19 protein-coding genes and 1 pseudogene are annotated in these 23064 nt (G+C 36.8%); 15 read left to right on the top strand and 5 right to left on the bottom strand.

Going from position 1 to position 23064, the window contains the following annotated elements:
• Window positions 1-16: 16 nt before the first annotated feature.
• On the top strand, window positions 17-1306 hold the full coding sequence (locus tag AC1DCY_RS15140) for an MFS transporter (protein WP_477351408.1): 1290 nt from the start codon (window positions 17-19) through the stop codon (window positions 1304-1306).
• A gap of 209 nt (window positions 1307-1515) precedes the next feature.
• Here AC1DCY_RS15140 and AC1DCY_RS15135 read toward each other — a convergent pair whose 3' ends face one another.
• Window positions 1516-3315 carry a sensor domain-containing diguanylate cyclase gene (locus tag AC1DCY_RS15135; RefSeq protein ID WP_477351406.1) on the bottom strand — a complete coding sequence of 600 codons (1800 nt, stop codon included), beginning with the start codon at window positions 3313-3315 and terminating at the stop codon, window positions 1516-1518.
• Between the two features lie 264 nt (window positions 3316-3579).
• On the opposite strand from AC1DCY_RS15135, the gene AC1DCY_RS15130 reads away from it, so the two are divergent.
• The 5 genes from AC1DCY_RS15130 (at window position 3580) to AC1DCY_RS15110 (ending at window position 7020) form a co-directional block, all read left to right on the top strand.
• A complete protein-coding gene (locus AC1DCY_RS15130; RefSeq protein ID WP_477351404.1) occupies window positions 3580-4350 on the top strand; it encodes an isocitrate lyase/PEP mutase family protein in 771 nt (256 codons plus the stop codon).
• A gap of 20 nt (window positions 4351-4370) precedes the next feature.
• Window positions 4371-4934 carry a bifunctional transcriptional activator/DNA repair enzyme AdaA gene (locus tag AC1DCY_RS15125; RefSeq protein ID WP_477351402.1) on the top strand — a complete coding sequence of 188 codons (564 nt, stop codon included), beginning with the start codon at window positions 4371-4373 and terminating at the stop codon, window positions 4932-4934.
• 4 nt (window positions 4935-4938) lie between these two features.
• Entirely contained in the window at window positions 4939-5856 is a 918-nt protein-coding gene (locus AC1DCY_RS15120; protein WP_477351400.1) for a DNA-3-methyladenine glycosylase family protein, read from the top strand.
• Complete coding sequence (locus AC1DCY_RS15115) at window positions 5843-6331, top strand: methylated-DNA--[protein]-cysteine S-methyltransferase (protein ID WP_477351398.1); 489 nt, start codon at window positions 5843-5845, stop codon at window positions 6329-6331. The genes AC1DCY_RS15120 and AC1DCY_RS15115 overlap by 14 nt, the downstream gene beginning before the upstream one ends.
• A 296-nt stretch (window positions 6332-6627) precedes the next feature.
• Entirely contained in the window at window positions 6628-7020 is a 393-nt protein-coding gene (locus tag AC1DCY_RS15110; RefSeq protein WP_477351396.1) for a DUF378 domain-containing protein, read from the top strand.
• 387 nt (window positions 7021-7407) lie between these two features.
• Here AC1DCY_RS15110 and AC1DCY_RS15105 read toward each other — a convergent pair.
• Window positions 7408-7620, bottom strand: a pseudogene (locus tag AC1DCY_RS15105) (transposase); the annotation flags it as partial.
• A gap of 437 nt (window positions 7621-8057) precedes the next feature.
• The gene (locus AC1DCY_RS15100; RefSeq protein WP_477351394.1) at window positions 8058-9227 is read right to left on the bottom strand and encodes a PucR family transcriptional regulator; all 1170 of its coding nucleotides are present in this window, start codon (window positions 9225-9227) and stop codon (window positions 8058-8060) included.
• A gap of 138 nt (window positions 9228-9365) precedes the next feature.
• Between AC1DCY_RS15100 and AC1DCY_RS15095 the strand changes: the two genes are divergently transcribed.
• The 6 genes from AC1DCY_RS15095 to AC1DCY_RS15070 all read left to right on the top strand — a co-directional run bounded on the left by AC1DCY_RS15095 (window position 9366) and on the right by AC1DCY_RS15070 (window position 17068).
• Complete coding sequence (locus AC1DCY_RS15095) at window positions 9366-10610, top strand: allantoate amidohydrolase (protein WP_477351393.1); 1245 nt, start codon at window positions 9366-9368, stop codon at window positions 10608-10610.
• Window positions 10611-10674: 64 nt separating this feature from the next.
• A complete protein-coding gene (gene hydA, locus AC1DCY_RS15090; protein ID WP_477351392.1) occupies window positions 10675-12078 on the top strand; it encodes a dihydropyrimidinase in 1404 nt (467 codons plus the stop codon).
• Between the two features lie 181 nt (window positions 12079-12259).
• Window positions 12260-13627, top strand: a complete 1368-nt coding sequence (locus AC1DCY_RS15085; protein WP_477351391.1) for an NAD(P)-dependent oxidoreductase — start codon at window positions 12260-12262, stop codon at window positions 13625-13627.
• 13 nt (window positions 13628-13640) lie between these two features.
• On the top strand, window positions 13641-14903 hold the full coding sequence (gene preA / locus AC1DCY_RS15080; protein WP_477351390.1) for an NAD-dependent dihydropyrimidine dehydrogenase subunit PreA: 1263 nt from the start codon (window positions 13641-13643) through the stop codon (window positions 14901-14903).
• A 198-nt stretch (window positions 14904-15101) separates the two neighbouring features.
• Window positions 15102-16622: an NCS1 family transporter gene (locus AC1DCY_RS15075; RefSeq protein ID WP_477351388.1), complete on the top strand. Its 1521-nt coding sequence runs from the start codon at window positions 15102-15104 to the stop codon at window positions 16620-16622.
• Between the two features lie 236 nt (window positions 16623-16858).
• Window positions 16859-17068: a hypothetical protein gene (locus AC1DCY_RS15070; RefSeq protein WP_134019535.1), complete on the top strand. Its 210-nt coding sequence runs from the start codon at window positions 16859-16861 to the stop codon at window positions 17066-17068.
• 84 nt (window positions 17069-17152) lie between these two features.
• Here the strand turns inward: AC1DCY_RS15070 and AC1DCY_RS15065 are convergent, their stop codons facing one another.
• Window positions 17153-18004 (bottom strand): hypothetical protein, encoded by an 852-nt coding sequence (locus AC1DCY_RS15065; RefSeq protein ID WP_477351386.1) that lies wholly within the window; start codon window positions 18002-18004, stop codon window positions 17153-17155.
• Between the two features lie 134 nt (window positions 18005-18138).
• On the opposite strand from AC1DCY_RS15065, the gene AC1DCY_RS15060 reads away from it, so the two are divergent.
• Window positions 18139-19503: an amino acid permease gene (locus tag AC1DCY_RS15060; RefSeq protein WP_477351384.1), complete on the top strand. Its 1365-nt coding sequence runs from the start codon at window positions 18139-18141 to the stop codon at window positions 19501-19503.
• A 453-nt stretch (window positions 19504-19956) separates the two neighbouring features.
• Here AC1DCY_RS15060 and pgeF read toward each other — a convergent pair whose 3' ends face one another.
• Window positions 19957-20721: a peptidoglycan editing factor PgeF gene (gene pgeF / locus AC1DCY_RS15055; RefSeq protein WP_477351382.1), complete on the bottom strand. Its 765-nt coding sequence runs from the start codon at window positions 20719-20721 to the stop codon at window positions 19957-19959.
• Between the two features lie 144 nt (window positions 20722-20865).
• Between pgeF and AC1DCY_RS15050 the strand changes: the two genes are divergently transcribed.
• Together AC1DCY_RS15050 and AC1DCY_RS15045 are read left to right on the top strand one after the other, a co-directional pair.
• Window positions 20866-21519: a transmembrane-type terpene cyclase gene (locus AC1DCY_RS15050; RefSeq protein WP_477351381.1), complete on the top strand. Its 654-nt coding sequence runs from the start codon at window positions 20866-20868 to the stop codon at window positions 21517-21519.
• A gap of 160 nt (window positions 21520-21679) precedes the next feature.
• A complete protein-coding gene (locus AC1DCY_RS15045; RefSeq protein WP_477351379.1) occupies window positions 21680-22672 on the top strand; it encodes a VanW family protein in 993 nt (330 codons plus the stop codon).
• Window positions 22673-23064 lie beyond the last annotated feature (392 nt).

Below are 23064 nucleotides of genomic sequence, written 5' to 3'. Positions count from 1 at the left end.
GTAAGGGGAAAAACAGATGGAAGCTAAATTAAAGAAGAACACAGCAACGTTAGTTATACTGGCTGTTTCAGGTGCCTTAATTTACGCATTGCCCTATTTTAGAAACTATTACTATGATGTTTTTCTAGAAGCATTTCAATTAACCAACACGCAAATGGGGACACTTGGAAGTGCCTATGGAGTTTGTTGTTTGATTTCCTATGTATTCGGTGGATATTGTGCAGATCGTTGGAAAACGAAATATTTATTAACCATTTCCTTGTTTGCTACGGGATTATTAGGTTTTACTTTATTGTTGTATCCTCCTTATCCTGTGTTACTACTAATTCATGCGGCTTGGGGAATAACGTCTATTATGACGTTCTGGGGAGCACTAGTAAAAGCTATACGCTCGCTAGGTTCAGAAAACGAACAAGGAAAAGCATTTGGATTTTTTGAAGGGGGAAGAGGAATAACCAATATCGTTCAATCTGCTGTGATTTTAGGGATTTTTGCTTTTTTTGCAAAGCGAATGAGTGATAAAATGGCTCTATCGGCCGTTATTGGAGTTTATTCGGTGATTTGTCTCCTTTTGGGAATAATGATTATGTTACTTTACAAAGATTCAAGTAACGAAAATACTCAAGCCAATGAAGTTGATAAAAAGTTTAATTGGACGGTACTTTGGAAAATTCTTAAAATGCCAACGACTTGGTTAGCAACGATACTTATTTTTACATCCTATGCGATGATTATTAGTTACTATTATATTACGCCTTATGCGACAGCTGCTTTTGGTGCTTCTACGTTAATTGCTGCTGCTTTAGGCTACTTTTCACAATATTGCCGCCCAATTGGAAGCTTTGGTGCAGGGATTATTGGGGATCGGATAGGCGTTTCGAACATGGTTTTAATAGGATATTTTATATTAACTATTGGATTAGTTGGTCTCATTATTCTACCTGGAAAAGCTTCTTTAATCCTAATGTTGCTAATTTTCATTGCGATTATTTATACGTCAATGTATGCTTTGCAAGCATTGCACTTCGCAATATTAGTGGAAGGAGATTATCCTGTAGAAACAACAGGAACGATTTCGATGCCACTAATGATTATTGGTTATAGTGGAGAAATCTTTATGCCACTTATTGCAGGAGCTTGTTTGGATTACTGGGATGGAACGACGGGGTATAAAGTATTCTTTACAATTCTATTGGCCCTAGCGATTATTGGATTGATTACCGTTGTAATTTGGCAAAGAGTAACTCGAGAAAAGCGAAAAGAAATTGCAATGCAAAGAACAATAGCCAAGTTACAAGAAATATAAAAGATTAATAGAACAGCGATCAACAGATTGCTGTTCTATTTTTTTTCTGAAAAAGATGACCTTATTGCAATGGTTTATGCCACCCTGTAAGTAAATCTGGGAAAGATTAAGCAGAAAATATGGACAATTTTATTTAAAATTAAATGTAGAATTTATGAAGAGTCTCAACCACTGAATATCAAGTTACATGGTTTTATGGACCGTTCTTCTTAAAGCCGTGTAGTAACATTGGCATCAAAAAATTCAACACAATTTCTGCCTCGTTCCTTTGCTTGATACAAAGCTTTATCACATCTTGATAATAATGTATTTCGTGTATCACCATCTACATAGCTAGTTACACCGAAGCTACTAGTTTTTCGTTGCACAACAGGGAATTCATGATTTTCTAATAGTTGACGAAGCTTTTCAGAAAGCTTTACTGCGTCATCTAGTGTAGTTTGAGGACAAATAACTAAAAACTCCTCTCCACCCCATCTTCCAATTGTATCTTGTTCTCGAATAGTATTTTGCAATATCTCTGCTACGTTCATTAAAACTAAGTCGCCTACTTGATGGCCAAACTCATCATTTACTTCTTTAAAATAATCAATATCTAGTAGAATAATAGAGAACGGAATCTCTTGATGTTGAGCATGTTGAAATGCTTCTTCTAACACATCATCTAACCTTACACGATTTGGAATTTGAGTTAGGCGATCTGTATTTGCTAATTTTTCAAGTTCAATTTTTGCTCTTTCTAGCTCTTGTGTTCGTTCTGTTACTTTATGTTCGAGCGTTTCATTGAGCGTTTGTTGCATTTCCTGATGCTCTTTTTTAATAATATTGATTTTATCGCCTAATGCTAATGACAAAAATATAGATTCAAAAATAGCACCAATTGCAGGGATATCCTCAAATATAACTGGATGGAATGGAATAATACTTAAAAAAGCCAATGCTTGTACAATGATGGAACCAAGCAGAACGGTCCAACCTACCATATAAAATCTAGCCATTTTCTGACCTTTTAACAACACAAATATTCCCGATAACCAAAGGAAAATAAAGACAACTACAGAAAGAATAATTGTTAAATTATTTGCAATCGCAACATCAGGGACAATGGATGAAACAATTAAAGAAAGTATAGTGATCCATAATAGAAAATTCCCGATTTTGTGGAAGCGTGGTAAGTATTTTTTTAGTTCAAGAAACTTTTCACTAAATAAAATCATACATATAAGTAAAATATTTCCGCTTATCGCTGCGGATTTTAGAAAAAACCATTTAGGCAAAAGTTGACCTAAGAGTTCAATATCTAAAGAATTCAAAGTAGCTTGATAGAGAATAAAACTAAACATATACAAAACATAGTAAAAGTAAGCCTTATCTTTTAACGAAAAAAATAAAAATAAATTGTAAATTAAAAGTGCAGACAAGAATCCATAAAAAATTCCTGTTAAATATTTATAATCAATAATTTTATTGATAAAGCCATCCGTTGTAAAAAGATAAGAAATTGAATTTAGTGGTAATTTACCGTCTAATTTTATATAAATTTCTTGAACAGATGGATCTTGGATTTGAAATAAATTAGAGCGATAATGAATGCTTTGATCGTCAATATTTGAAATTCCTCTTTTTTGAACACTATAGGTTCCATCTTCTTCCACTAAATACATTTCAATGCTATCTAGCTTGTCTGTTACCTCTAACCAGTAAGACTCCTGTTTATCCTTTAATATTTCATCGGTATCTAATCGTAGCCAAATTGTATCCTTCGTATGCCAAAAGAATAAAAAATTCTCTTTACTAGTGACAAACGAATTGTCATATGTACCACTTAATAAATCTTCGATCGTAATTTTTTTCGACTGATCACGGAAAATATCATAATGCTTTCCCAATATAATAGGTTCTGATAGTTCTTCAGCATGACATGGTAAGCTGAATTGTGTAAAAGTAAATATGAGTACGATAAGAAAATAAAATATCAGTTTAGTTTTTATAATTTTATTCTTCATCATGTATTTTTTCTCCTATCCTAATTCCTAACCTTCAGTTACTAGTAAGGATGCTAATTAAAGGTAAAATAAGGTATTCTAAAAATAGAGTATTATGTAAATATATCACACTTTATTCTATGTTTAGGATTTTTGCGAATAAAAAGAAGATAATTCGGTTAGGAATTCTTTGATTATTTTCAAAGACCATAAGAGCAAGAATGAGGACGAAATGAATGTGTTTTTCTTGATAATATGATGGCTAATAAGTAATAAGGAGGCATCGTGATGTCAAAAATTCAGGAATTTAATGAGCTACATTCAGCTAAAGAACTATTATTTATAGGAAATGCGTGGGATTTATTATCTGCGTTAACTTTAGAAAAAGTTGGTTTCAAAGCGATTGGTACAACAAGCTGGGGAATTGCCAATTCACTAGGGTATGCAGATGGTGAGTTAATTGATTTTGATCGACACTTAGCCATTATTAAAACAATTGCAGACAATGTGAAAATACCTGTTTCCGCAGATATTGAGGCGGGATATGGACAAGATCAGAAAACAATTTTAGAAAATGTTTTAAGGACGGCGGATCTGGGAGTTACAGGTATCAATATAGAAGATTCACTCAAAAAACAAAAAGGATTACGAAATCTAAATGAGCATTGTAAACTTCTAGCGGAAATGAGAACGATGTTAGATAATCACGGTTATAAAAATTTCTTTATTAATGCTAGAACAGATACGTATTTTCTGATGCAGCATCCATTTATAGAAACTATGAATAGAGCAAAGGCTTATGTGGAGAGCGGAGCAAGTGGCATATTTATTCCAGGATTAACAGATGATGAGGAGATAAGAGAAATAACTTTGAATATAGATGCACCCATTAATCTACTTTCTTTACCTGAGCTGACGGATTGTAATAAGCTTAAAGAATTAGGGGTAAAACGTTTTAGCTTCGGCAATGCACTATCAGACAAAATAATAGCTTATTTAAAAATGAATGCTAGCCAATTACTGGAGAAGCAAAATACGGCGTTTTTATATGAGAACTAGGCTGCAAAGGGGATGGAATAGTGAACAACAAAATCAATCTTTCATTTGAGGAAATGTGGGAGAAAATTATGGCCTGTAATCAAACATATGATGGGCTATTTTATACGGCTGTAAAGACTACTAAAATCTATTGCCGTCCTTCATGCAAATCGAGAAAGCCGAAAAAAATAAATGTAGAATTTTACGACGATATTCAAAAGGTTGAGAGTGCTGGATATCGAGCATGTAAAAGGTGCCAGCCTGAAGTGGAATTCTCTCCGCATACTCAACTCATCAAAAAAGTAACAGCCTATTTAATAAATGAGTATAAACAACGATTAACATTACAGGATATTGCTAATTATGTGGGAATAAGTCCCTTCCATCTTGAACGCCTATTTAAACAAGAAACTGGTGAAACACCGCGAGCTTATTTAGAAAAAATAAGAATAGATAAAGCCGTATATTTTTTAAAAAATACAAGCTATACAAATCTTGAGGTTTGCTATGAAGCCGGATTTCAAAGCCCATCAAACTTTTATAAAGTGTTTCGGAACTTAAAATATTGTTCACCAAGTGAATATCGAAACCTTGTGAGGAGTTAAGGACATGAATTGGATCAATAACGAAACCTATATTGTGATTAATCCACCTGCAGCATTTAATTATACTGAGTGCCTAATATTCTTAAATAGATCTAAACAAGAGGTGCTGCATCGAATAAAAGACAGTTATATATATAAATTGCTTCAAGTCGATGGACAAAATATTTTATGTAAAATAGGGCATCAATCAAATTCTATCAAAGTCGAATTTCCAATACACGTACCATCTGAAAGCGCCTTAGAAAAAATTGCACAGTACATTTGGCAATGGTTTGATTTAGAAAGAAATCTGAACAGTTTTTATGAAATGGCTCAAGAAGATAAAATTTTGCAGCCAATTGTTAAAAAATATTATGGTTTACGAATAATAGGCATGCCAGATTTATTCGAAGCACTCATATGGGCCATTATCGGACAACAAATTAATTTAACATTCGCATACACATTAAAAAGACGATTTGTAGAACAATTTGGAGAAAGCTTAACATTTGAAGGAGAAACTTATTGGCTGTTTCCAACATATGAAAGAGTTGCCGCTATTCAGGTGGATGACTTAAGAAATTTGCAATTTACACTTAGAAAATCTGAGTACATTATAAATATTGCAAAAATCATGACAAGCGGACAATTAACAAAAGAAAAATTACTTCAACAGGAAGATTTTTTAGCAAGCAAAAATTTCTTAATGTCAATTCGAGGTGTTGGTGCATGGACAGCTGATTATGTGCTGATGAAATGCATACAAGATCCAACCGCGTTTCCTATTGCAGATGTGGGTCTTCATAATGCCTTAAAAAATCAATTAGCATTAAATCGTAAACCGACTGTTGAGGAAATCAAGAACATTGCAACACATTGGAAAGACTGGGAGGCTTATGCCACTTTTTATTTATGGAGGTCACTATACGATGCAACAATATAAATTATTTTATCACTCTCCTATCGGCATTGTTGAAATAGTAGGTTCTGATACAGAGATATATTCAATAATGTTTTCAGAGCAAGATCAAATTTTAAATATTCCTCAAAAAGAAGCACCTCAAGTCTTATTTGATTGTCAACAACAGCTACATGAATATTTCATCGGTGAGCGCCATGAGTTTACATTTTCCTATACTTTTGAGGGAACGAGTTTTCAAAAAGAAGTTTGGACTGCTTTAACAAGTGTTGCTTACGGCGAAACAGCAACATATAAAAAAATTGCGGCTTCCATTGGCAATGAAAAAGCTGTGAGGGCTGTAGGAAGTGCAAATGGCAAAAATCATTTAAGCATCGCCATTCCTTGTCATCGAATTATTGGCTCAAACGGAACATTAACAGGCTATGCAGGAGGGATGTGGAGAAAGGAATGGCTACTACAACATGAAAAATTGAATAGTAAGGGAATTAAGAACTAAATTTATGATGATCATCCCTACGTTTAGGTGTTAGTTAAGCCATTTGAAAAATGGTTTTATCCCTAACGTTCCTTTGTTTGTAACATAACTTTGCCTAGAAATACGTTTTGTATAAATAAGCGGCTATTGCTAAAAATAAGACCGTCAAAATGGGTGATTTAATTACTCGATAAGTATTTGTAATTTTACCACTTGTTATGACAGTTTTTTTGCAGTATCGACGCTTTTCATACATGTGAAGCATGAACTTCAAATGTATAACTGGCTTCGTATTTACAAATAAAGGAGGTGGAAACGTGAGCGTAGTTTATAGAATTGCTTTAGTGTTAGTCATCATTGGCGCAATTAACTGGGGACTCATAGGATTCTTTAGATTTGATTTAGTTGCCTATTTGTTTGGTGGACAAACAGCAGTATTGTCCCGATGGATTTATGCATTCATTGGATTAGCAGGACTAATATCCTTGCCAATTCTTGTTATGCGATTTGATGAGGACGAAGATCTTGTTCCTGATCCTGATCTTAATCTTGATCATGATCATCGTACTCGCATAGACAGAAATCCAAGCTATGGTATGGAGTTTGGTGATGAAGCAGATTTTACTGCATTAAAAACAACTAATGTGCTAAAAGAAGAAAAAAAGGATTCACATAGCAAAAATAAAAATAAGAACAAAAATAAAAAATAACCTCGAGTTTATCCCTAAAAAAACTGATGACCATTGAACTGCCCCGTAAAAGTTAGACACCACTCTAACTTTTACGAGGGCACTGAAAAACTTACGTTTTCATAAAAGCGAACCTTTTTCAGATAAAAATAAGGCACTTCTTGTTCAATTTTGAACAGGAAGTGCCTTATTTCTGTCTCTATTCCTTATTCATTTTCGTTTAGTAGCTAATTGACAGCGAATATTGTTGTAGTACCTTAAATTTCCATGCCAAATAGACTCGCAGTCGATGCAGTATCGTACCCGTCTCCGTTTTTTAATTCACTATTCTTCGCTTCTACTTTGTAGCGATTTGCGGCTAATTGCTTAAATGATTCCGTATTTTGAAATGCCTCTTGTTCGGCATGTGTATCCGACTTTTAATAATAAGTACTTAAACATACGAATTGGAGGAATGGCATTACGTCCATTGTCTACACAATATTTTGTTTTTAACTCTTCTAAAATGAATGAAAAATCAACGAGTTCATTGATTTGGCGAAGTATATTATCTTTTGGCACAATAATATCGTAGATCGCCATATATGGACTTACATTAAGGGTTTCTTGATTTGAAATCATCCGGGGCACCACCTGCACATTAATTCTTTTATTATAAAGAAAAGCGTGACTAAAAAAATAGTGTGATACATTGCGTTGTTTGGAGAAGCATCGCTCGACTCCTGCGGGAAAGCGAGACAGACGAGACCCCGCACGAAGCGAAGCGTAGGAGGAGGCTCGGCGCTCGCCCGCGGAAAGCGAGCGGAATGCTTCGGAAAACAACAGTAGAGTCACAGTGCCAAATGAAAAAAGCGGGGTATTCAACGATTTAATCGTTGAATACCTCGCAATGTGAGAAGATATAGACTTTTTCAGTGCCCTCAACTTTTACGGGGGTTTTTTTATGGCAAAAGTAAGTCCTGAACAACGTATTCAAGCAGTCCAACGATACTTAAATGGAAATGAACACAAACAAACTAAATTTGGATTTAAGAAGGGAAATCTTATGGTGATAAAATTTATTGATGCGTCAACACATCTTCAATCAAAAATGCGATGTAGAGATTAGTTTTTGTAAATGGGTTACTTAAGTCCATATCTAATAGCGTTTCTATTTTTTTTATTTTATACAGTACTGTATTGCGATGAATAAATAGACGCTCACTAATCCTACGGGTACTTCCGTTTTCATCGAGATAAATGCGTAGAAATTGTACATAATCTGAGTTATTCAATTCATCATAGCGATAAAGCTGACCTAAGATGTCTTGACTATATGATTTGATCAATGTTTGATTTTGCACGGCCATGATAATTTTATAGGCACCAATTTCTTTATATTTATATAGGAAACGATTGTTATGAAGTTTTGCTAATTGGATTACTGTTAATGACTCATCATAGCTTTTGCGAACATTTTCAAGCTCTTTGTGATAATTACCTTTACCAATGATAATATCCAAGTAACCATTTTTTTGCGTTATTTTGTCGTAAATTTCTTCAACAACTTTTGAGAAGGGAGTATTTGGTGTATTGATTTGTGCTTTGTCGATTAAAAAGATGAGGTGATTTTTATGCTTTAGTTTTAAGAAGCGTTTATATCTATTTTGAAATGCAAATTGGATCATGACCTCGTAGCGGTCAATATTAGCTTGTGAACCATTTGTTGTACATGAAATGATGGCTAGTTCTCTACCTTGTGGAAAACCTAGTAGTGCTAATTGATCTTTAATATAGTTGGTGTTTTGTTTGTAGTGAAAAAGTAAGTTATAAAGAACCTTTTCTTCGATAGAAAGCTCTTGATGGTGATTGGCGATAAATTGAAATGTTGTTTTTAATAGATCTGCTATTCGATAATTCCATGGCATGTGAAAAATAGGGAAATCATGTTCGTTGGCAAAAGAGATGACTGATTCTGGTATATTTGGAATATATGGTCCGGTATTAATAATGAAACCGGCTACTTTTTTAGTGAAAGCTAGTTTTACAAGTTGCTCTAAGGAATCACCATCAGAAGATAAATTAATACCTGTAGTCACGACTAATTCATTAGGTCTGCAAAACATAATTAAATCGATGCTTTCTACTACGTTAATCCCTGTAACTCTTCGAAACGTTCCGTTATGCCCAGCTACTAATGTTAGCATTGGGAATTGAACTCCCTCTACAATTTTGCGAATTGTCCCCATTTTCTCCCCCCTTATTATGAACATAACTTACCATATATTATGTGCAGATGCACATATTTTTTTAGTTTACTATCTATATCTCATAATTTTTATCTTTTATAGAATGTGTATAACTACTGTGAAAGAGAGGAATTGCATATGTATAAGTGTAATAGTAGACGATTGCAAGAGTTAATTGAACAATTTAGTCAATTTGGAGCTACTGAAAATGGTGGCGTAACTCGTTTGTCTCTTTCGAATGAGGATGTATTAGCAAGAAACTATTTTTGTGAGTGTTGTGAAGAATTAGGGATGGACATCAAAGTCGATGATATGGGGAATATCTATGCCATTCTACCTGGGAAAAAGGATGTTCCTCCAATTGTTATGGGGTCGCATTTAGATTCCGTTGAAAAGGGTGGGAAATTTGATGGTGTATTAGGCGTTTTAACGGCTATAGAGGCCATTAGAACGTTAAAGGAAAACGAGATTGAGCTAGATATCCCTATAATGATTGTGAATTTTACGAATGAAGAAGGTGCTCGTTTTGATCCAGCCATGATGAGCTCTGGTGTTATCTCAGCTAAATTTGAAAAAGAAAAAATGTTGCAATCTATCGATAAAAATGGTACTAGTTTCAAAGAAGCACTGCAAGCAAGTGGTTATGAGGGAGATCAAGAAAGTCGTTTAAAGGAAGCACTTGCTTATATCGAATTGCATATTGAGCAAGGACCTGTTCTAGAGGCGAAGCAATTGGAAATAGGCGTTGTTGAAGGTGTATTAGGCATGGTGTGCTATGAAATTACGGTTACAGGGCAGTCCAATCATGCTGGAACGACACCAATGACCATGCGTCAAGATCCGATGATCGTAACTTCAAAAATCATTACGTATTTACATGAAGAGCTCGGAAAAATTGATGAACAGTTAGTGTTTACCTTCGGCAGAATGAATGTTTCTCCAAATATTCATACCGTAATACCGAACAATGTGACATTTACGATAGATTCACGTCATCAAAAACCAGAGATCATGCAAAAGGTTGAGGACATACTGAATAATCTTCCTACAGAGGATATGGGCTGTAGCATTAAGCCAGTTAAGCTATGGGGTAGAGATACAGTCTATTTTGAACCTCATATTTGTAATGAAGTGGAAAGGGCATGTCAAAGCTTCGGCTATACTGCGCACCGAATGTTTAGCGGGGCAGGGCATGATGCGCAATATATTGCAAGCATTGTTCCATCAGCGATGATTTTCGTACCAAGTATTAATGGTAAGAGTCATTGCGAGGAAGAGGAAACAACATTTGGGGATTGCGCGAAAGGAGCAGATGTATTACTTGAAACAGTGTTGACGCTGCAAACAAATTTCAGTATTGGGGAGACATACACGTTACATTAAGGTAGTTTCCTAACAGTGATATGATTGAGCATTCTCCATTATTTTACGAAGGGTGAGGGGCAGAATGAAAAAAATTATTAAAGGTGGACGAGTAGCGACAGCTGCAGATATTTTTGAGGCAGATATTTTAATTGAAAATGGAAAAATTGTTCAAATTGGCAAAAATCTATCCGACATTGGGGCAGAAGTTATTGATGCAACAGGTAAATATGTGATGCCAGGAGGAATTGATCCGCACACACATTTAGATATGCCATTTAACAATACTGTGACTGATGATGATTGGAAATCTGGTACCATTGCAGCGGCTTTTGGTGGAACGACCACTATTTTGGACTTCTGCTTAACGGCTGGCGAGGATAAACTTTCAACTGCAGTTGAAAAGTGGCATGACAAGGCGAAAGGGAAATCAGCTATCGACTATGGATTCCACTTAATGATTGGTGATTTAACCCCTGAAACAGAAGCCGAATTGCCACAAATCTTAGAGCAAGAGGGCATTACTTCTGTCAAAGTATTTATGGCTTATGCGAAAGAATTTCAAGCCTCAGACCGCACCCTTTTTAAAGCTTTTAAAATAGCGAAAGACCTAGGTGCTGTTGTTATGGTGCACTGTGAAAATGGTTCTGTTATTGATGAGCTTGTAGAAGAGGCGCGACGTGCAGGTCATAAGGAGCCAATTTATCATGCGCTCACTCGTCCAGCTGAATTAGAAGGCGAAGCGACAAAACGTGCGATTGAGTTAGCCCATATTGCTGGCGCAACCCTTTACGTTGTACATGTAACTTGTAAAGAGGCAGTAGATGAGATCATTGCTGCGCGTGAAAAAGGCTATGACGTTTATGGTGAAACATGTCCACCATATTTAACTTTGGATCAATCTGCTTTAGCACAACCAGGTTTTGAGGGTGCAAAATATGTCTGGTCCCCACCACTTCGACCGAAATACCATCAGGATCATTTATGGAATGCTCTAAAAGCAAAACAACTACAAACAATTGGCTCTGACCAATGCTCGTTTAGTTTTAAGGGTAAAAAGCAGTTAGGAATAAATGATTTTTCTAAAATTCCTAACGGTGGGCCTTTTATTGAAGATCGCTTTAGTATTTTATATTCAGAAGGTGTTGCAAAAGGAAAAATTTCTATCAATGAGTTCGTCGATATGATTTCCACAAGTGCAGCAAAAATATTTGGTTTATTCCCACAAAAAGGAACGATTGCAATCGGTTCTGATGCCGATATCGTTATTTTTGATCCTGAGGTAAAACGAGAAATTTCGGCGAAAACACATCATATGAACGTGGATTATAACCCATATGAGGGATGGGAAGTAACAGGTGAACCAGTGAGTGTACTAGTACGTGGAGAATATGTCATTAAAAATAAAGAATTTGTTGGTGTACTAGGTAGCGGGCAATATATCAAACGTGCATTAAAAACAACCGCTGCAGAAGCACTAAACATTTAGTTTGTATTATGACCGATTGCTTTGGATGGAGAACAGAGCAATCGGTCTAGTAATATCTTCATTTAGCTACAGAAGACTATCTAGATGAATGTTGAATGTGGCTTTTTTTCAATGGTTCTAGCATCAATTACACCAAGGTGCAATAAGAAGGAAAAAATGAACACATGAGGGGGATGTGGAAATGGCTCCGAATAAAGAAAATGGAATGTCCCAGCAGTTAACACGTAATTTTATGGAATTGACTAGCAGGATGACAAAGAATGAAGCAATAGAGGAATCCAATCGTTGTCTCTATTGCTACGATGCACCGTGTATTAAAGCCTGTCCAACGAGTATTCAAATCCCGAATTTCATAAAAAAAATTGCTTCTGGTAATATGAAGGGCTCTGCTACGACTATATTAGAAGCAAATCCAATTGGTGCAAGCTGTGCAAGGGTTTGTCCAACGGAGGAACTATGTGAAGGGGCGTGTGTGTTAAATTCCTCAACAAAGCCAATTAAAATCGGAGAGCTACAGCGCTATGCAACAGATTGGGCAATGGCAACAAATGCTCAGCTATTTAAGCAAGGGCAAAACAATGGACAGAAGGTAGCGATTATTGGTGCAGGTCCTGCTGGTTTATCGGCTGCTCGTGAACTAAGTCGATTTGGTTATCAGGTCACTATTTATGAAGCTGAATCGAAAGCTGGTGGTCTAGGAAGCTATGGTATTGTGTCGTTCCGTTTACCAAATGAAGTCGTTGATTGGGAAATTGAACAAATCGAAAAGCTTGGTGTGGAGATCAAAACAAACACAACTGTCGGTGTAGATATTTCTGCTGAAGAAATTTTGGAGCAATATGACAGTGTTATTTTAGCAGTTGGTATGGGAGCTGTGCCTAATCTGGGCATTGAAGGAGAAGATTTGGATGGTGTGCATGATGCGATAGAGTTTGTCAGAGAGACAAAAATGGGACCGCTTACAAAAGATATTGTTGGGAAGCGAGTGGCTGTCATTGGTGCGGGAAATACCGCGATTGACGGTGCTACATGTGCAGTGCGTTTAGGTGCTGAAAATGTTCAAATTCTTTATAGAAGAACTCAAAAAGAAATGACTGCTTACAAATTTGAATATGAATTTGCCAAGCAAGATGGTGTGGAGTTTAAATGGCTAACAGCACCGAAAAAAATTATTGGTAATGAGTCAGGTGAGGTCGTAGGTATCGAATGTACGAAAATGAAGCTCGGTGAAGCAGGTGCTGATGGTCGTCAAAGACCTCAGGAGATCGATGGGTCCAATTTTATTATCGAAGTGGATGCTGTTATTAAAGCAATTGGGCAAACGCGTTTTGTGTCATTGATTGAAGCTTTTGGCTTACAGCATACAAATGGCGTTGTCGATATTGATGAAACGACAATGCAAACTTCTAATGACAAAGTATTTGCGTGTGGAGATGTCGTCTTCGGAAATGGCAAGGGTGAGGCGATGGTTGTAACCGCTGTACAGCAAGGTAAAGACGCAGCAAAAAAGATCCATGAACGTTTAAGAAAACCTAGTGAGATTGCATAAGGGAGGAACTAATATGGCAGACTTACGCATTGACTTAGCGGGCATCAAATCGCCGAATCCATTTTGGCTTGCGTCAGCACCACCAACGAATTCAGGCTATCAAGTACAACGCGCATTTGAAGCGGGGTGGGGTGGCGCTGTATGGAAAACATTGGGAGATCCGATTTTGAATGTTTCTTCACGCTTTGCAGCTGTTAGCTTTAACGGACAAAGGGTAGCTGGCTTCAATAATATTGAACTGATTACGGATCGTCCGTTAGAGGTAAATTTGCAAGAAATTTATGAAACGAAAAAAAGGTTTCCACATCACGCAATTATCGCTTCCTTAATGGTGGAGCCAAAGCAAGAAAAGTGGCATGAGATTGTTAAACGAGTAGAAGATGTGGGAGTTGATGGTCTTGAGCTTAACTTTGGTTGCCCACATGGGATGGCAGAACGAGGAATGGGGTCTGCCTCTGGTCAAGTACCTGAGTTGGTGGAAAAGCAAACGTACTGGGTGAAAGAGGCTGCGAAAACGCCAGTAATTGTGAAGTTAACACCTAACATTACCGACATTACGGTAACGGCAGAAGCAGCTACAAGAGGTGGAGCAGATGCCATTAGTATGATTAATACAATTAACAGCTTAGCTGGTGTTGACTTAGATACATGGAATACAGTGCCTCATGTAGCAGGCAAGGGTGCTCATGGTGGCTATTGTGGTCCTGCCGTTAAACCAATTGCACTCAATATGGTTGCAGAGTGTGCTCGTAATCCTTTAATCAATCTTCCGATTTCGGGCATTGGTGGTATTTCCAACTGGCAAGATGCTGCTGAGTTTATCTTAATGGGAGCTACGGGCGTGCAAGTTTGTACAGCAGCGATGCATCATGGCTTTAGTATTGTTGAGGATATGATCGATGGACTCAATAACTATTTAGACGATAAAGGCATTGCCTCTGTCATGGATTTAGTAGGTCGCTCAATTTCCAGATATTCTAATTGGGGTGACCTGGACTTAAATTATAAAATCGTAGCTGAAATTAATAACGACGTTTGCATTAACTGTAACAAGTGCCATATTGCATGTGAAGATACATCACATCAATGTATCGATTTATATACAGAAGATGGTCGCCCAATGCTGAAAGTTCGAGAAGAGGACTGTGTAGGCTGTAATTTATGCTCAATCGTTTGTCCTGTAGATGGTGCTATTAACATGGTTGAACGCAAATCTTCAGTTCCGCCTATGACTTGGAATGAACGTCAAACTCTAATTAGTAGTCTATCTAAGTAAAATGTCTAAAATCAATTTCGCCTCGGCGTAATTGTGTTTGGAGACTTAATCTACATTCGTCTCACTACCTTCTAAGGTGGGAGAAATTTGTCGAATGAAGATGAACTGAAATTCCACCTTCCTTCAGCATTTTCGTTGAAGTAAGGAATAACCTCATGTAAGTTGTCACGGAAATTTGATAAAAGAAGGAGAGATTATATGGAACGTGATGGGAATTATTTAAAATCCCCAGATTTACTTCCAGTGACACATCAACAAAGAAATATTGGAACATTTGGTTTTGCAGTAATTTGGATAGGGATGGCAATTGTATTAGCGGCTTTTGCAATCGGTGGCTCGGCAATCATGAGCTTACCATTGCCAATGGTGATTTTAGCAACGTTGATTGGCTCTTGTCTAATTGGTGTATTTATGACGTTAATTGGTGATATAGGCATTGAACATGGCTTATCTTTCCCAGTATATATGCGTGCTCCGTTCGGTACATTTGGCACACATATCCCGTCACTTGTACGCGGTGTAACGGCTGCATGTTGGTTCGGTCTGAACACTTATTTTGGAGCATTAGCGATAAACGGCATTTTGAATTTACTTTTTAGTTTTGATAATTGGTTTATCTGTTTCATTGTCTTTGCAGCACTTCAATTATTTAATACATCACTTGGGATTAAATCTATTGAACGTTTTGCAGATTTGGCAGCGCCAGTTATTATTTTAATTTCCTGTTGGATGTATTATACACTGGCAGATCATGCTGTAGCTCAAGGGAAAAATATTTGGACGTGGGTGGAATCGCCGACAACAGGATTTACAGCCTTCACTGCATTTATGGTAGTGATTATGGCGAATATGGGATTTTGGGCGACACTAGCAGCCGATATGCCTTCACTTTCAAGGTTCTTTAAAGCACCGAAAAATGAACGCAATTGGTTCAAACGCAATAAAACACAGCTAGTTGGCTCATTAATCGTCATGCCGATTACAAATACTTTCATTGTGACAATTGGTGCTGTGTGCTATATGGCTGTTGCTTCTGCTGATCCTATCAATGCTTTACAACAAAGTGCAAGCGGTTTTATTTTAGGCATTTTATTGTTAATGATTGTATTAGCACAATGGTCAACGAACACCTCTGCAAATGTTATACCAGCCGCAACGATCTTCTCAAATATCGGTGGTCCAAAAGTGCCGTTTTGGGTTGGGGTTGTTATTGCAGGAATAATTGGTATTCTAGCACAGCCTTGGAGTTTATTTGATGTGTTAGTCAATGCACTTCTAATTATCGGTGGGATTTTAACAGCAATCGTTGGTATTTTATTTGCTGATTATTATTTAATCCGTAAACGTCGCGTGCATGTAAAATCACTTTATGAATTAGATGGTCAATTTAAATATTGGAATGGCTTTAATATTGCTGGTTTACTAGCTTGGATTATCGGTGGTGCAGTGGCAAATATTTTCTCCACTTATTCTTCATTAATAGGGTTCTTTGTAGGAGCACTTGTATATTATGTATTAGCGAAGTATTGGTGGTTCAAAAAATACCCTCAAGCTGAGCTAGAAGATCCAAGCGATGCAAAATATTTAGGGATTACAGCTGGACACAACTTGGATGAACTATTTGGACAGCAACAAACGCCTGCTCCAACTGTTGTTCCAGATGAGAATGATGTCGTTGAACAACCAGATCCGCTGTTAGATATAAAAGGTGCTGAGTAAAGTGAATCGTGGGGTTCTTCTTCATCGCCTACTGATTATTAGTCTTCACCAATCGGGCTTTTACGGGCAGTTAATCTCCCGCCCTAATTTCTTTGCTTTCGCCGAAATTTGATGTGTGGGAGTCTTGTACCCGACGCTTCGCTTTCGGTACAGACAAATTATTGCCGTTAAAGCGGGATGAATAAAACACCAAACGTATTTTCAAGAGGTTGATAACGGAAAGGTGGAGTGATAGCATGTCAGAACATCAACAAAGCACAGAGGAAATAAAAAAAGTGGATCATTATTTAGATAGCGGCTTTAAAATAAAATATGTTTATGAAAATCTAAGTGGAATGTTTGTAGAATTTGCGCGTCAAGAAGAGGTTATTCTGCTGCAAATTCTAACAGCAGATGCACGCAAATATTTCTCTGCAAAGCTCCAAGAACAGACGTTATTACAGTAATAAAGTAAACTCTATTCCAGTGATGGAATAGAGTTTTTTTTAAGTAATAAAATATTTTTTTAAGTAATAAAATAGGTTTATATTCTAAGTTGATCCGATTACGGCTAAAGCAAGATAAAAATTATTACTACAACAGCTACTCCAATTGTAATAACAGCTAAAGTGATGGATAGACCAAGCGAAGTGGTGGATAGAACTGCTGAAATGATGGATAGAATCTCCGGAGTGGTGGATAGAACCGCCGAAATGATGGATAGAATCTCCGGAGTGGTGGATAGAACCGCCGAAAAGATGGATAGAACCGCCGAAATGATGGATAGAACCTCCGAAAAGATGGATAGAACCGCCGAAATGATGGATAGAACATTCAAAATGATGGATAGGGCCCCCGAAAAGATGGATAGAACCCCCGAAAAGATGGATAGAACCGCCGAAAAGATGGATAGAACCGCCGAAAAGGTGGATAGAACCGCCGAAAAGATGGATAGAACCTCCGAAAAGATGGATAGAACCGCCGAAATGATGGATAGAACATTCAAAATGATGGATAGGACCCCCGAAAAGATGGATAGAACCCCCGAAAAGATGGATAGAACCGCCGAAATGATGGATAGGACCCCCGAAAAGATGGATAGAACCGCCGAAATGGTGGATAGAACCGCCGAAAAGATGGATAGAACCCCCGAAAAGATGGATAGAACCTCCGAAAAGATGGATAGAACCCCCGAAATGGTGGATAGAACCGCCGAAAAGATGGATAGAACCGCCGAAAAGATGGATAGAACCTCCGAAAAGATGGATAGAACCGCCGAAATGATGGATAGGACCCCCGAAAAGATGGATAGAACCATCAAAATGATGGATAGACCCACCGAAGTGACGGATAGGACCTCCAAAATGATGGATAGAAGCACCAAAATGACATATGAACACCAAAATGCTTAGAATCCTTGTTCTATTATTGCTATAATCGTGTTTTTCCTAAAAATACAATTGTATTTTTCAAAAGAATTTATTATTATAATAAGATAATTCATCGTAGAAAGAACTTCAGAAAGAGGCGTAATTTAGTGGCAAATAAAGAGTTAAAAAGGGGATTAGATGCACGGCATATTCAAATGATTGCTCTTGGAGGTACTATTGGCGTAGGCTTGTTTATGGGTTCGGCTAGCGCCATTCAGTGGACAGGGCCTTCTGTACTCCTTGCATATGCTATAGCAGGTATTTTTATTTTTTTCATTATGCGAGCAATGGGAGAAATGCTTTATATGGAGCCAAGTACAGGTTCCTTTGCAACGTTTGGATATAAATATATACATCCATTAGCCGGTTATTTAACGGCGTGGAGTAACTGGTTTCAGTGGGTCATTGTTGGGATGTCAGAGATTATTGCAGTAGGAACATATATGCAATATTGGTATCCTGATTTACCAGCATGGATTCCAGGTTTAATTGCATTGGTGATTTTAGGCGTTGCCAACTTTATTTCTGTTAAAATGTTTGGAGAATTTGAGTTTTGGTTTGCCATGATAAAGATTGTGACGATTGTTTTAATGATAGTTGCAGGCTTTGGTCTTATTTTCTTTGGGATTGGTAACGAAGGTGTGGCAATCGGATTATCGAACCTTTGGAATCATGGAGGCTTCTTTACAGGTGGCTGGACAGGCTTCTTCTTTGCGTTATCATTAGTAGTTGCAGCCTATCAAGGCGTTGAGCTTATTGGGATTACGGCAGGAGAAGCGAAAAATCCTCAAAAAACTATTACGAATGCGATTCAAAGTATTATTTGGCGTATTTTAATATTTTATATCGGTGCAATCTTTGTCATTGTAACAGTTTATCCGTGGGATGAATTAGGTACGATTGGTAGCCCATTTGTTGCAACTTTTGCAAAGGTAGGAATTACCGCTGCGGCAGGAATTATAAATTTTGTGGTCATTACAGCGGCAATGTCAGGTTGTAATAGTGGAATTTATAGTGCGGGACGTATGATGTATACGCTTGCCATGAATGGACAGGCACCTAAATTTTTTGCGAAACTTTCTAGTAATGGTGTTCCTATTTTCGGCACAGTAGGCGTGCTAGTTGGTTTGGTCATCGGTGTTATTCTAAGTTATATAGCGCCAAAGAATTTATTTGTCTATGTATATAGTGCAAGTGTATTACCGGGGATGATTCCTTGGTTTGTGATTTTAATAAGTCAAATACGATTTAGAAAAATAAAAGGTGAACAACTGTCAAAGCACCCATTCAAAATGCCCTTTGCACCATTTACAAACTATATAACGATTGCCTTTTTAGTAATGGTGCTTATCGGTATGTGGTTTAATGATGATACTAGAGTTTCTCTCATCGTGGGAATTATTTTCTTAGCTCTTGTTATCATTAGCTATTATGTTTTTAGAATTGGAAAAGAACGTCCGGTTAATAAATAATGAAACGACTAAAGGGTGTATTTCTTCTATGAGATACATCCTTTTTGCTTTTGTAATAAAGGTATTGTCTTCTGCAAAAACGAGGGAGCTTCTGTTCGGACTTGGCGCTTTCTTGGGGGGTGTCGGGCTAACACGATGTTAGTCACGAAGGCGTTATCACAGGAAGTGATGATTTTAGGCTTCGTTCCTCTATTGCTAATCCCCAAAGAGTCGCCAAGTCTCCACTCCAATCAACCACTTAGCACGTCAATCTAATTTATAGTGATAAAAAGAAGCGACAGAAACGACGTAAGCGGAGAATTAGCTCGACGCTTACCCATAGAAAAGTGAGTAGCCTGGAACAGGAATTACCTCAATTTAATGTGTCACAACATTCACGAAGATTTCATTGATCATTTTGTTTTCAATACTACAAAAGGGACAATCCAATTATCAATGGAGTGTCCCTTTTAACTATTGTTCTTTACGCATAATAAAGCTTAAATGTCTGCCAGCCTGTTTATCTTGACGGTAGGAAAAACCATCTGGGCTAAGGAATGTGCACGTTGTATCAACCAAAATCTGCTCAGCAGGAATACCTGCAAGCTCACATTGTTTTTTGACAGTTTGCTGATTATCGATATGATATTTATTTGTTTGTGCATTGTAATACATAAAGTCCTCAGCATAGCCTAGGTTGTGGAATTTTTCATAAACATCTGCATCCACCTCAAATTTCTGCTGACTAAGTGCCATACCTATTTGTACGTGAAAATCTTGTGGATTACATTGCTCATGCTCCATCAAATGTTGGAAAAGCTTTGATGTGACTTCCTTGACAGTACCTTGCCAGCCTGAATGCACCACGCCAATAAGGCCATTGACTTCATTATAAAAAATGACAGGTACGCAATCTGCTGTAAAACTACATAAAAGTAAATTTGGCTCTAATGTATAAAGTGCATCGGTATTACTAATGGCATTGTCTATCTGCTCAGCGCCACGTCCTTTATCAGAAATCGTAACTTTATGGAAATTAGCACTATGTGTTTGTTGAGTGCAAATAAAATTATTTAAGTCACAATGTAAAGTAGCTGCTAATTTTTTTCGATTTTCTAGCACATCTGCTTCATTCACACATGTATGCAGTGCCATATTGTTATGTTCTAGTTCGATGTCATCCTTTAAGGTAGTGCCTGCGATAAATTGTTCGTTATCAAAATAAATTTTATTTTTCATATCATCACCTCGTCTTACTATATATGATTGGTTAATGAATGTATAGGCGCTTACTCTTAAGATTTTTAAGAAGTATTTACAAACAAACCCTTCTACAATTCTCTTGACATAAAGTATAGATTTCATCTCATATAGTATCGAAGAATGATAATTAGAGGGAAGGAGTTTTTAAGTATAACTCAAGAAAAAATCATATTGATCTGCCAATTTGGCATGTGGCTATTTTGGATTATTACATATATATTAATTATCAAACAAGGAATACGGGATAAGAGATATGGGATGCCTATGGCCGCAATTTGTGCCAATATTTCATGGGAATTTATTTTTTCATTTATGTACCCGCTAAATGACTTGCAAAGGATCCTTACTTTCCTGTGGTTTCTTTTGGATATCTTCATTCTTATACAATTTTTACTTTATGGATATAAGGAGTATAAAAAAATTATTCCGAGAAAGGTATTTTATTCATCTTTTTTTATAACACTCGTAGTAAGCTTTTTCATGATTTTAGCGATGATGCATGAATTCAAAGATAAGGCAGGCATATATGCTGCATTTTTCCAAAATCTGATGATGTCAGGGCTTTTTATCGCCTTATTCATACAAAGAGGGAACTTAAGTGGACAATCAATGGGCATAGCCGTTTGTAAAATGATAGGTACTGCGTTAGCAGCAGTTTGCTTCTATTTGTATTTTAGAACACCATTGATTACTATCATTTCGCTTGCAATCTTTATTTATGATTGGATTTATATTGTATTGATCTATAGATTTAATGTGAAATATGCAAAATAAAAACTTCCCTTCATCTATAAAGAATAGCACTCTACAAGGTCACTCAACTTTGTAGAGTGTTTTCATTTTATAAACAAATAAAAATGATGAAATGAAACACACTATCAGCAATACACGAATAAGATGTCTCTGTAGTATGACGATAGGGAAGGTGTTTTATTTGAATAAGAAGTGGATGACCACACTATGTATTATTTGTACAATTGGGCTAGTTGGCTGTCAGGGAAAATCTGCGGATGAGAAAAAACAAGAACAACAAATTCAAGAGTCAGAGCAAAAAACTGAGGGTTCAAAAAAGCCTGTAACCTTTGATCAACAACAAATAGAGCCCGTCTTTGTTGAAATTGTGGACCCTTCAACAAAAGCTATCATACAAACAATTTCACCGAAAGAAATGGACTATGAAAGTGATAGACAAACGTATACAAAACAAATTGAGCAATTAGCAAAAGATTTAGCGAGAGGGAATGAAAAAACAGTAGGCTATGATAAGCGTATGATACTCGATAAGCTGGACGATCAAGGAAAAGTAATTAAAGGTAGTCCTTTAATTGTTTTAAAAGAAAGTGAATTAGTAGAGAGAATATTAGAAGCATCAGCGACTGGTGGTAAAGTGGAAATGCCTCTATCTGTTACAGAAAGCGGCTATAATTTTGAAGACCTTCCTTATTTAGAAGACGTAGTTGTTGCATCCTATACAACTTATTTCAATACTCATGATGTAGGAAGAAATAAAAATATTGAACTTTCTGCGAAGGCAATCAATAATGTTATCGTTGGAAGTGGAGATAATTTCTCCTTTAATACAGTCGTGGGACCTAGGGATGAAGTAAATGGATATCAACCTGCACCAGAAATCATCAACAAAAAGGTAGTGATGGGCATTGGGGGAGGTATCTGTCAAACGTCTTCAACTTTATTCAACGCAGTTGATCAAATACCAGTAAAATTTGTAGAACGGCATCACCATTCTTTAGATGTTGGGTACGTTCCAAAAGGAAGAGACGCTACAGTTTCCTATGGTGGTTTAGATTTTAGATTTCAAAATACAACTAACGTACCATTTTTAATTAAAGCTAGCTATAGTAAAAATTCTCTTACAGTTGAGATAAGAACAGCTGAAAAATATGTAGAAATCTTGAAAAATCCATAGTATTTTTTCAAAGACACTTTCCGGGGTGTCTTTTTTTAGTTGGAACTGCAGAAAAGTTAATTTCGCTGTCGCACAGATTTGATGCAGTTTCGTATTATCCATATAAATTAGAGTGAAAGATTGACGGTTCATCGGATGCCCCCAGGAAAGCGCCTAGTCGGAACAAAAATCAACCCCTCGCTTTGCCGAAAAATCATACTACTTTATTTAATAGGACACCTTAATTTCAGTAACACAATATTTTTTTGGTTCTAAGTCAAATGTTGGGGTGATGTGATCTTTTAGCACGTTAACCCAGATGAACCCCGATATCTTTATACTTTAAATTTAATAAGATTTTTGCTCGAAAGTGATCGAAGCGTCGAAAGCCATATGCATTCCGTTTCATCACT

Source organism: Lysinibacillus sp. 10T31 (assembly GCF_056394365.1).
This window is presented reverse-complemented; position numbering and strand designations above follow the sequence as displayed.

Coding starts and splice junctions, on each gene's coding strand:
- AC1DCY_RS15120 (WP_477351400.1), top strand. CDS start 4,939: ATGAATTGGATCAATAACGAAACCTATATTGTGATTAATCCACCTGCA.
- AC1DCY_RS15075 (WP_477351388.1), top strand. CDS start 15,102: ATGGAACGTGATGGGAATTATTTAAAATCCCCAGATTTACTTCCAGTG.
- AC1DCY_RS15100 (WP_477351394.1), bottom strand. CDS start 9,227: ATGGGGACAATTCGCAAAATTGTAGAGGGAGTTCAATTCCCAATGCTA.
- AC1DCY_RS15135 (WP_477351406.1), bottom strand. CDS start 3,315: ATGATGAAGAATAAAATTATAAAAACTAAACTGATATTTTATTTTCTT.
- AC1DCY_RS15140 (WP_477351408.1), top strand. CDS start 17: ATGGAAGCTAAATTAAAGAAGAACACAGCAACGTTAGTTATACTGGCT.
- hydA (WP_477351392.1), top strand. CDS start 10,675: ATGAAAAAAATTATTAAAGGTGGACGAGTAGCGACAGCTGCAGATATT.
- AC1DCY_RS15130 (WP_477351404.1), top strand. CDS start 3,580: ATGTCAAAAATTCAGGAATTTAATGAGCTACATTCAGCTAAAGAACTA.
- AC1DCY_RS15095 (WP_477351393.1), top strand. CDS start 9,366: ATGTATAAGTGTAATAGTAGACGATTGCAAGAGTTAATTGAACAATTT.
- AC1DCY_RS15070 (WP_134019535.1), top strand. CDS start 16,859: ATGTCAGAACATCAACAAAGCACAGAGGAAATAAAAAAAGTGGATCAT.
- AC1DCY_RS15085 (WP_477351391.1), top strand. CDS start 12,260: ATGGCTCCGAATAAAGAAAATGGAATGTCCCAGCAGTTAACACGTAAT.
- AC1DCY_RS15115 (WP_477351398.1), top strand. CDS start 5,843: ATGCAACAATATAAATTATTTTATCACTCTCCTATCGGCATTGTTGAA.
- AC1DCY_RS15050 (WP_477351381.1), top strand. CDS start 20,866: ATGATAATTAGAGGGAAGGAGTTTTTAAGTATAACTCAAGAAAAAATC.
- preA (WP_477351390.1), top strand. CDS start 13,641: ATGGCAGACTTACGCATTGACTTAGCGGGCATCAAATCGCCGAATCCA.
- pgeF (WP_477351382.1), bottom strand. CDS start 20,721: ATGAAAAATAAAATTTATTTTGATAACGAACAATTTATCGCAGGCACT.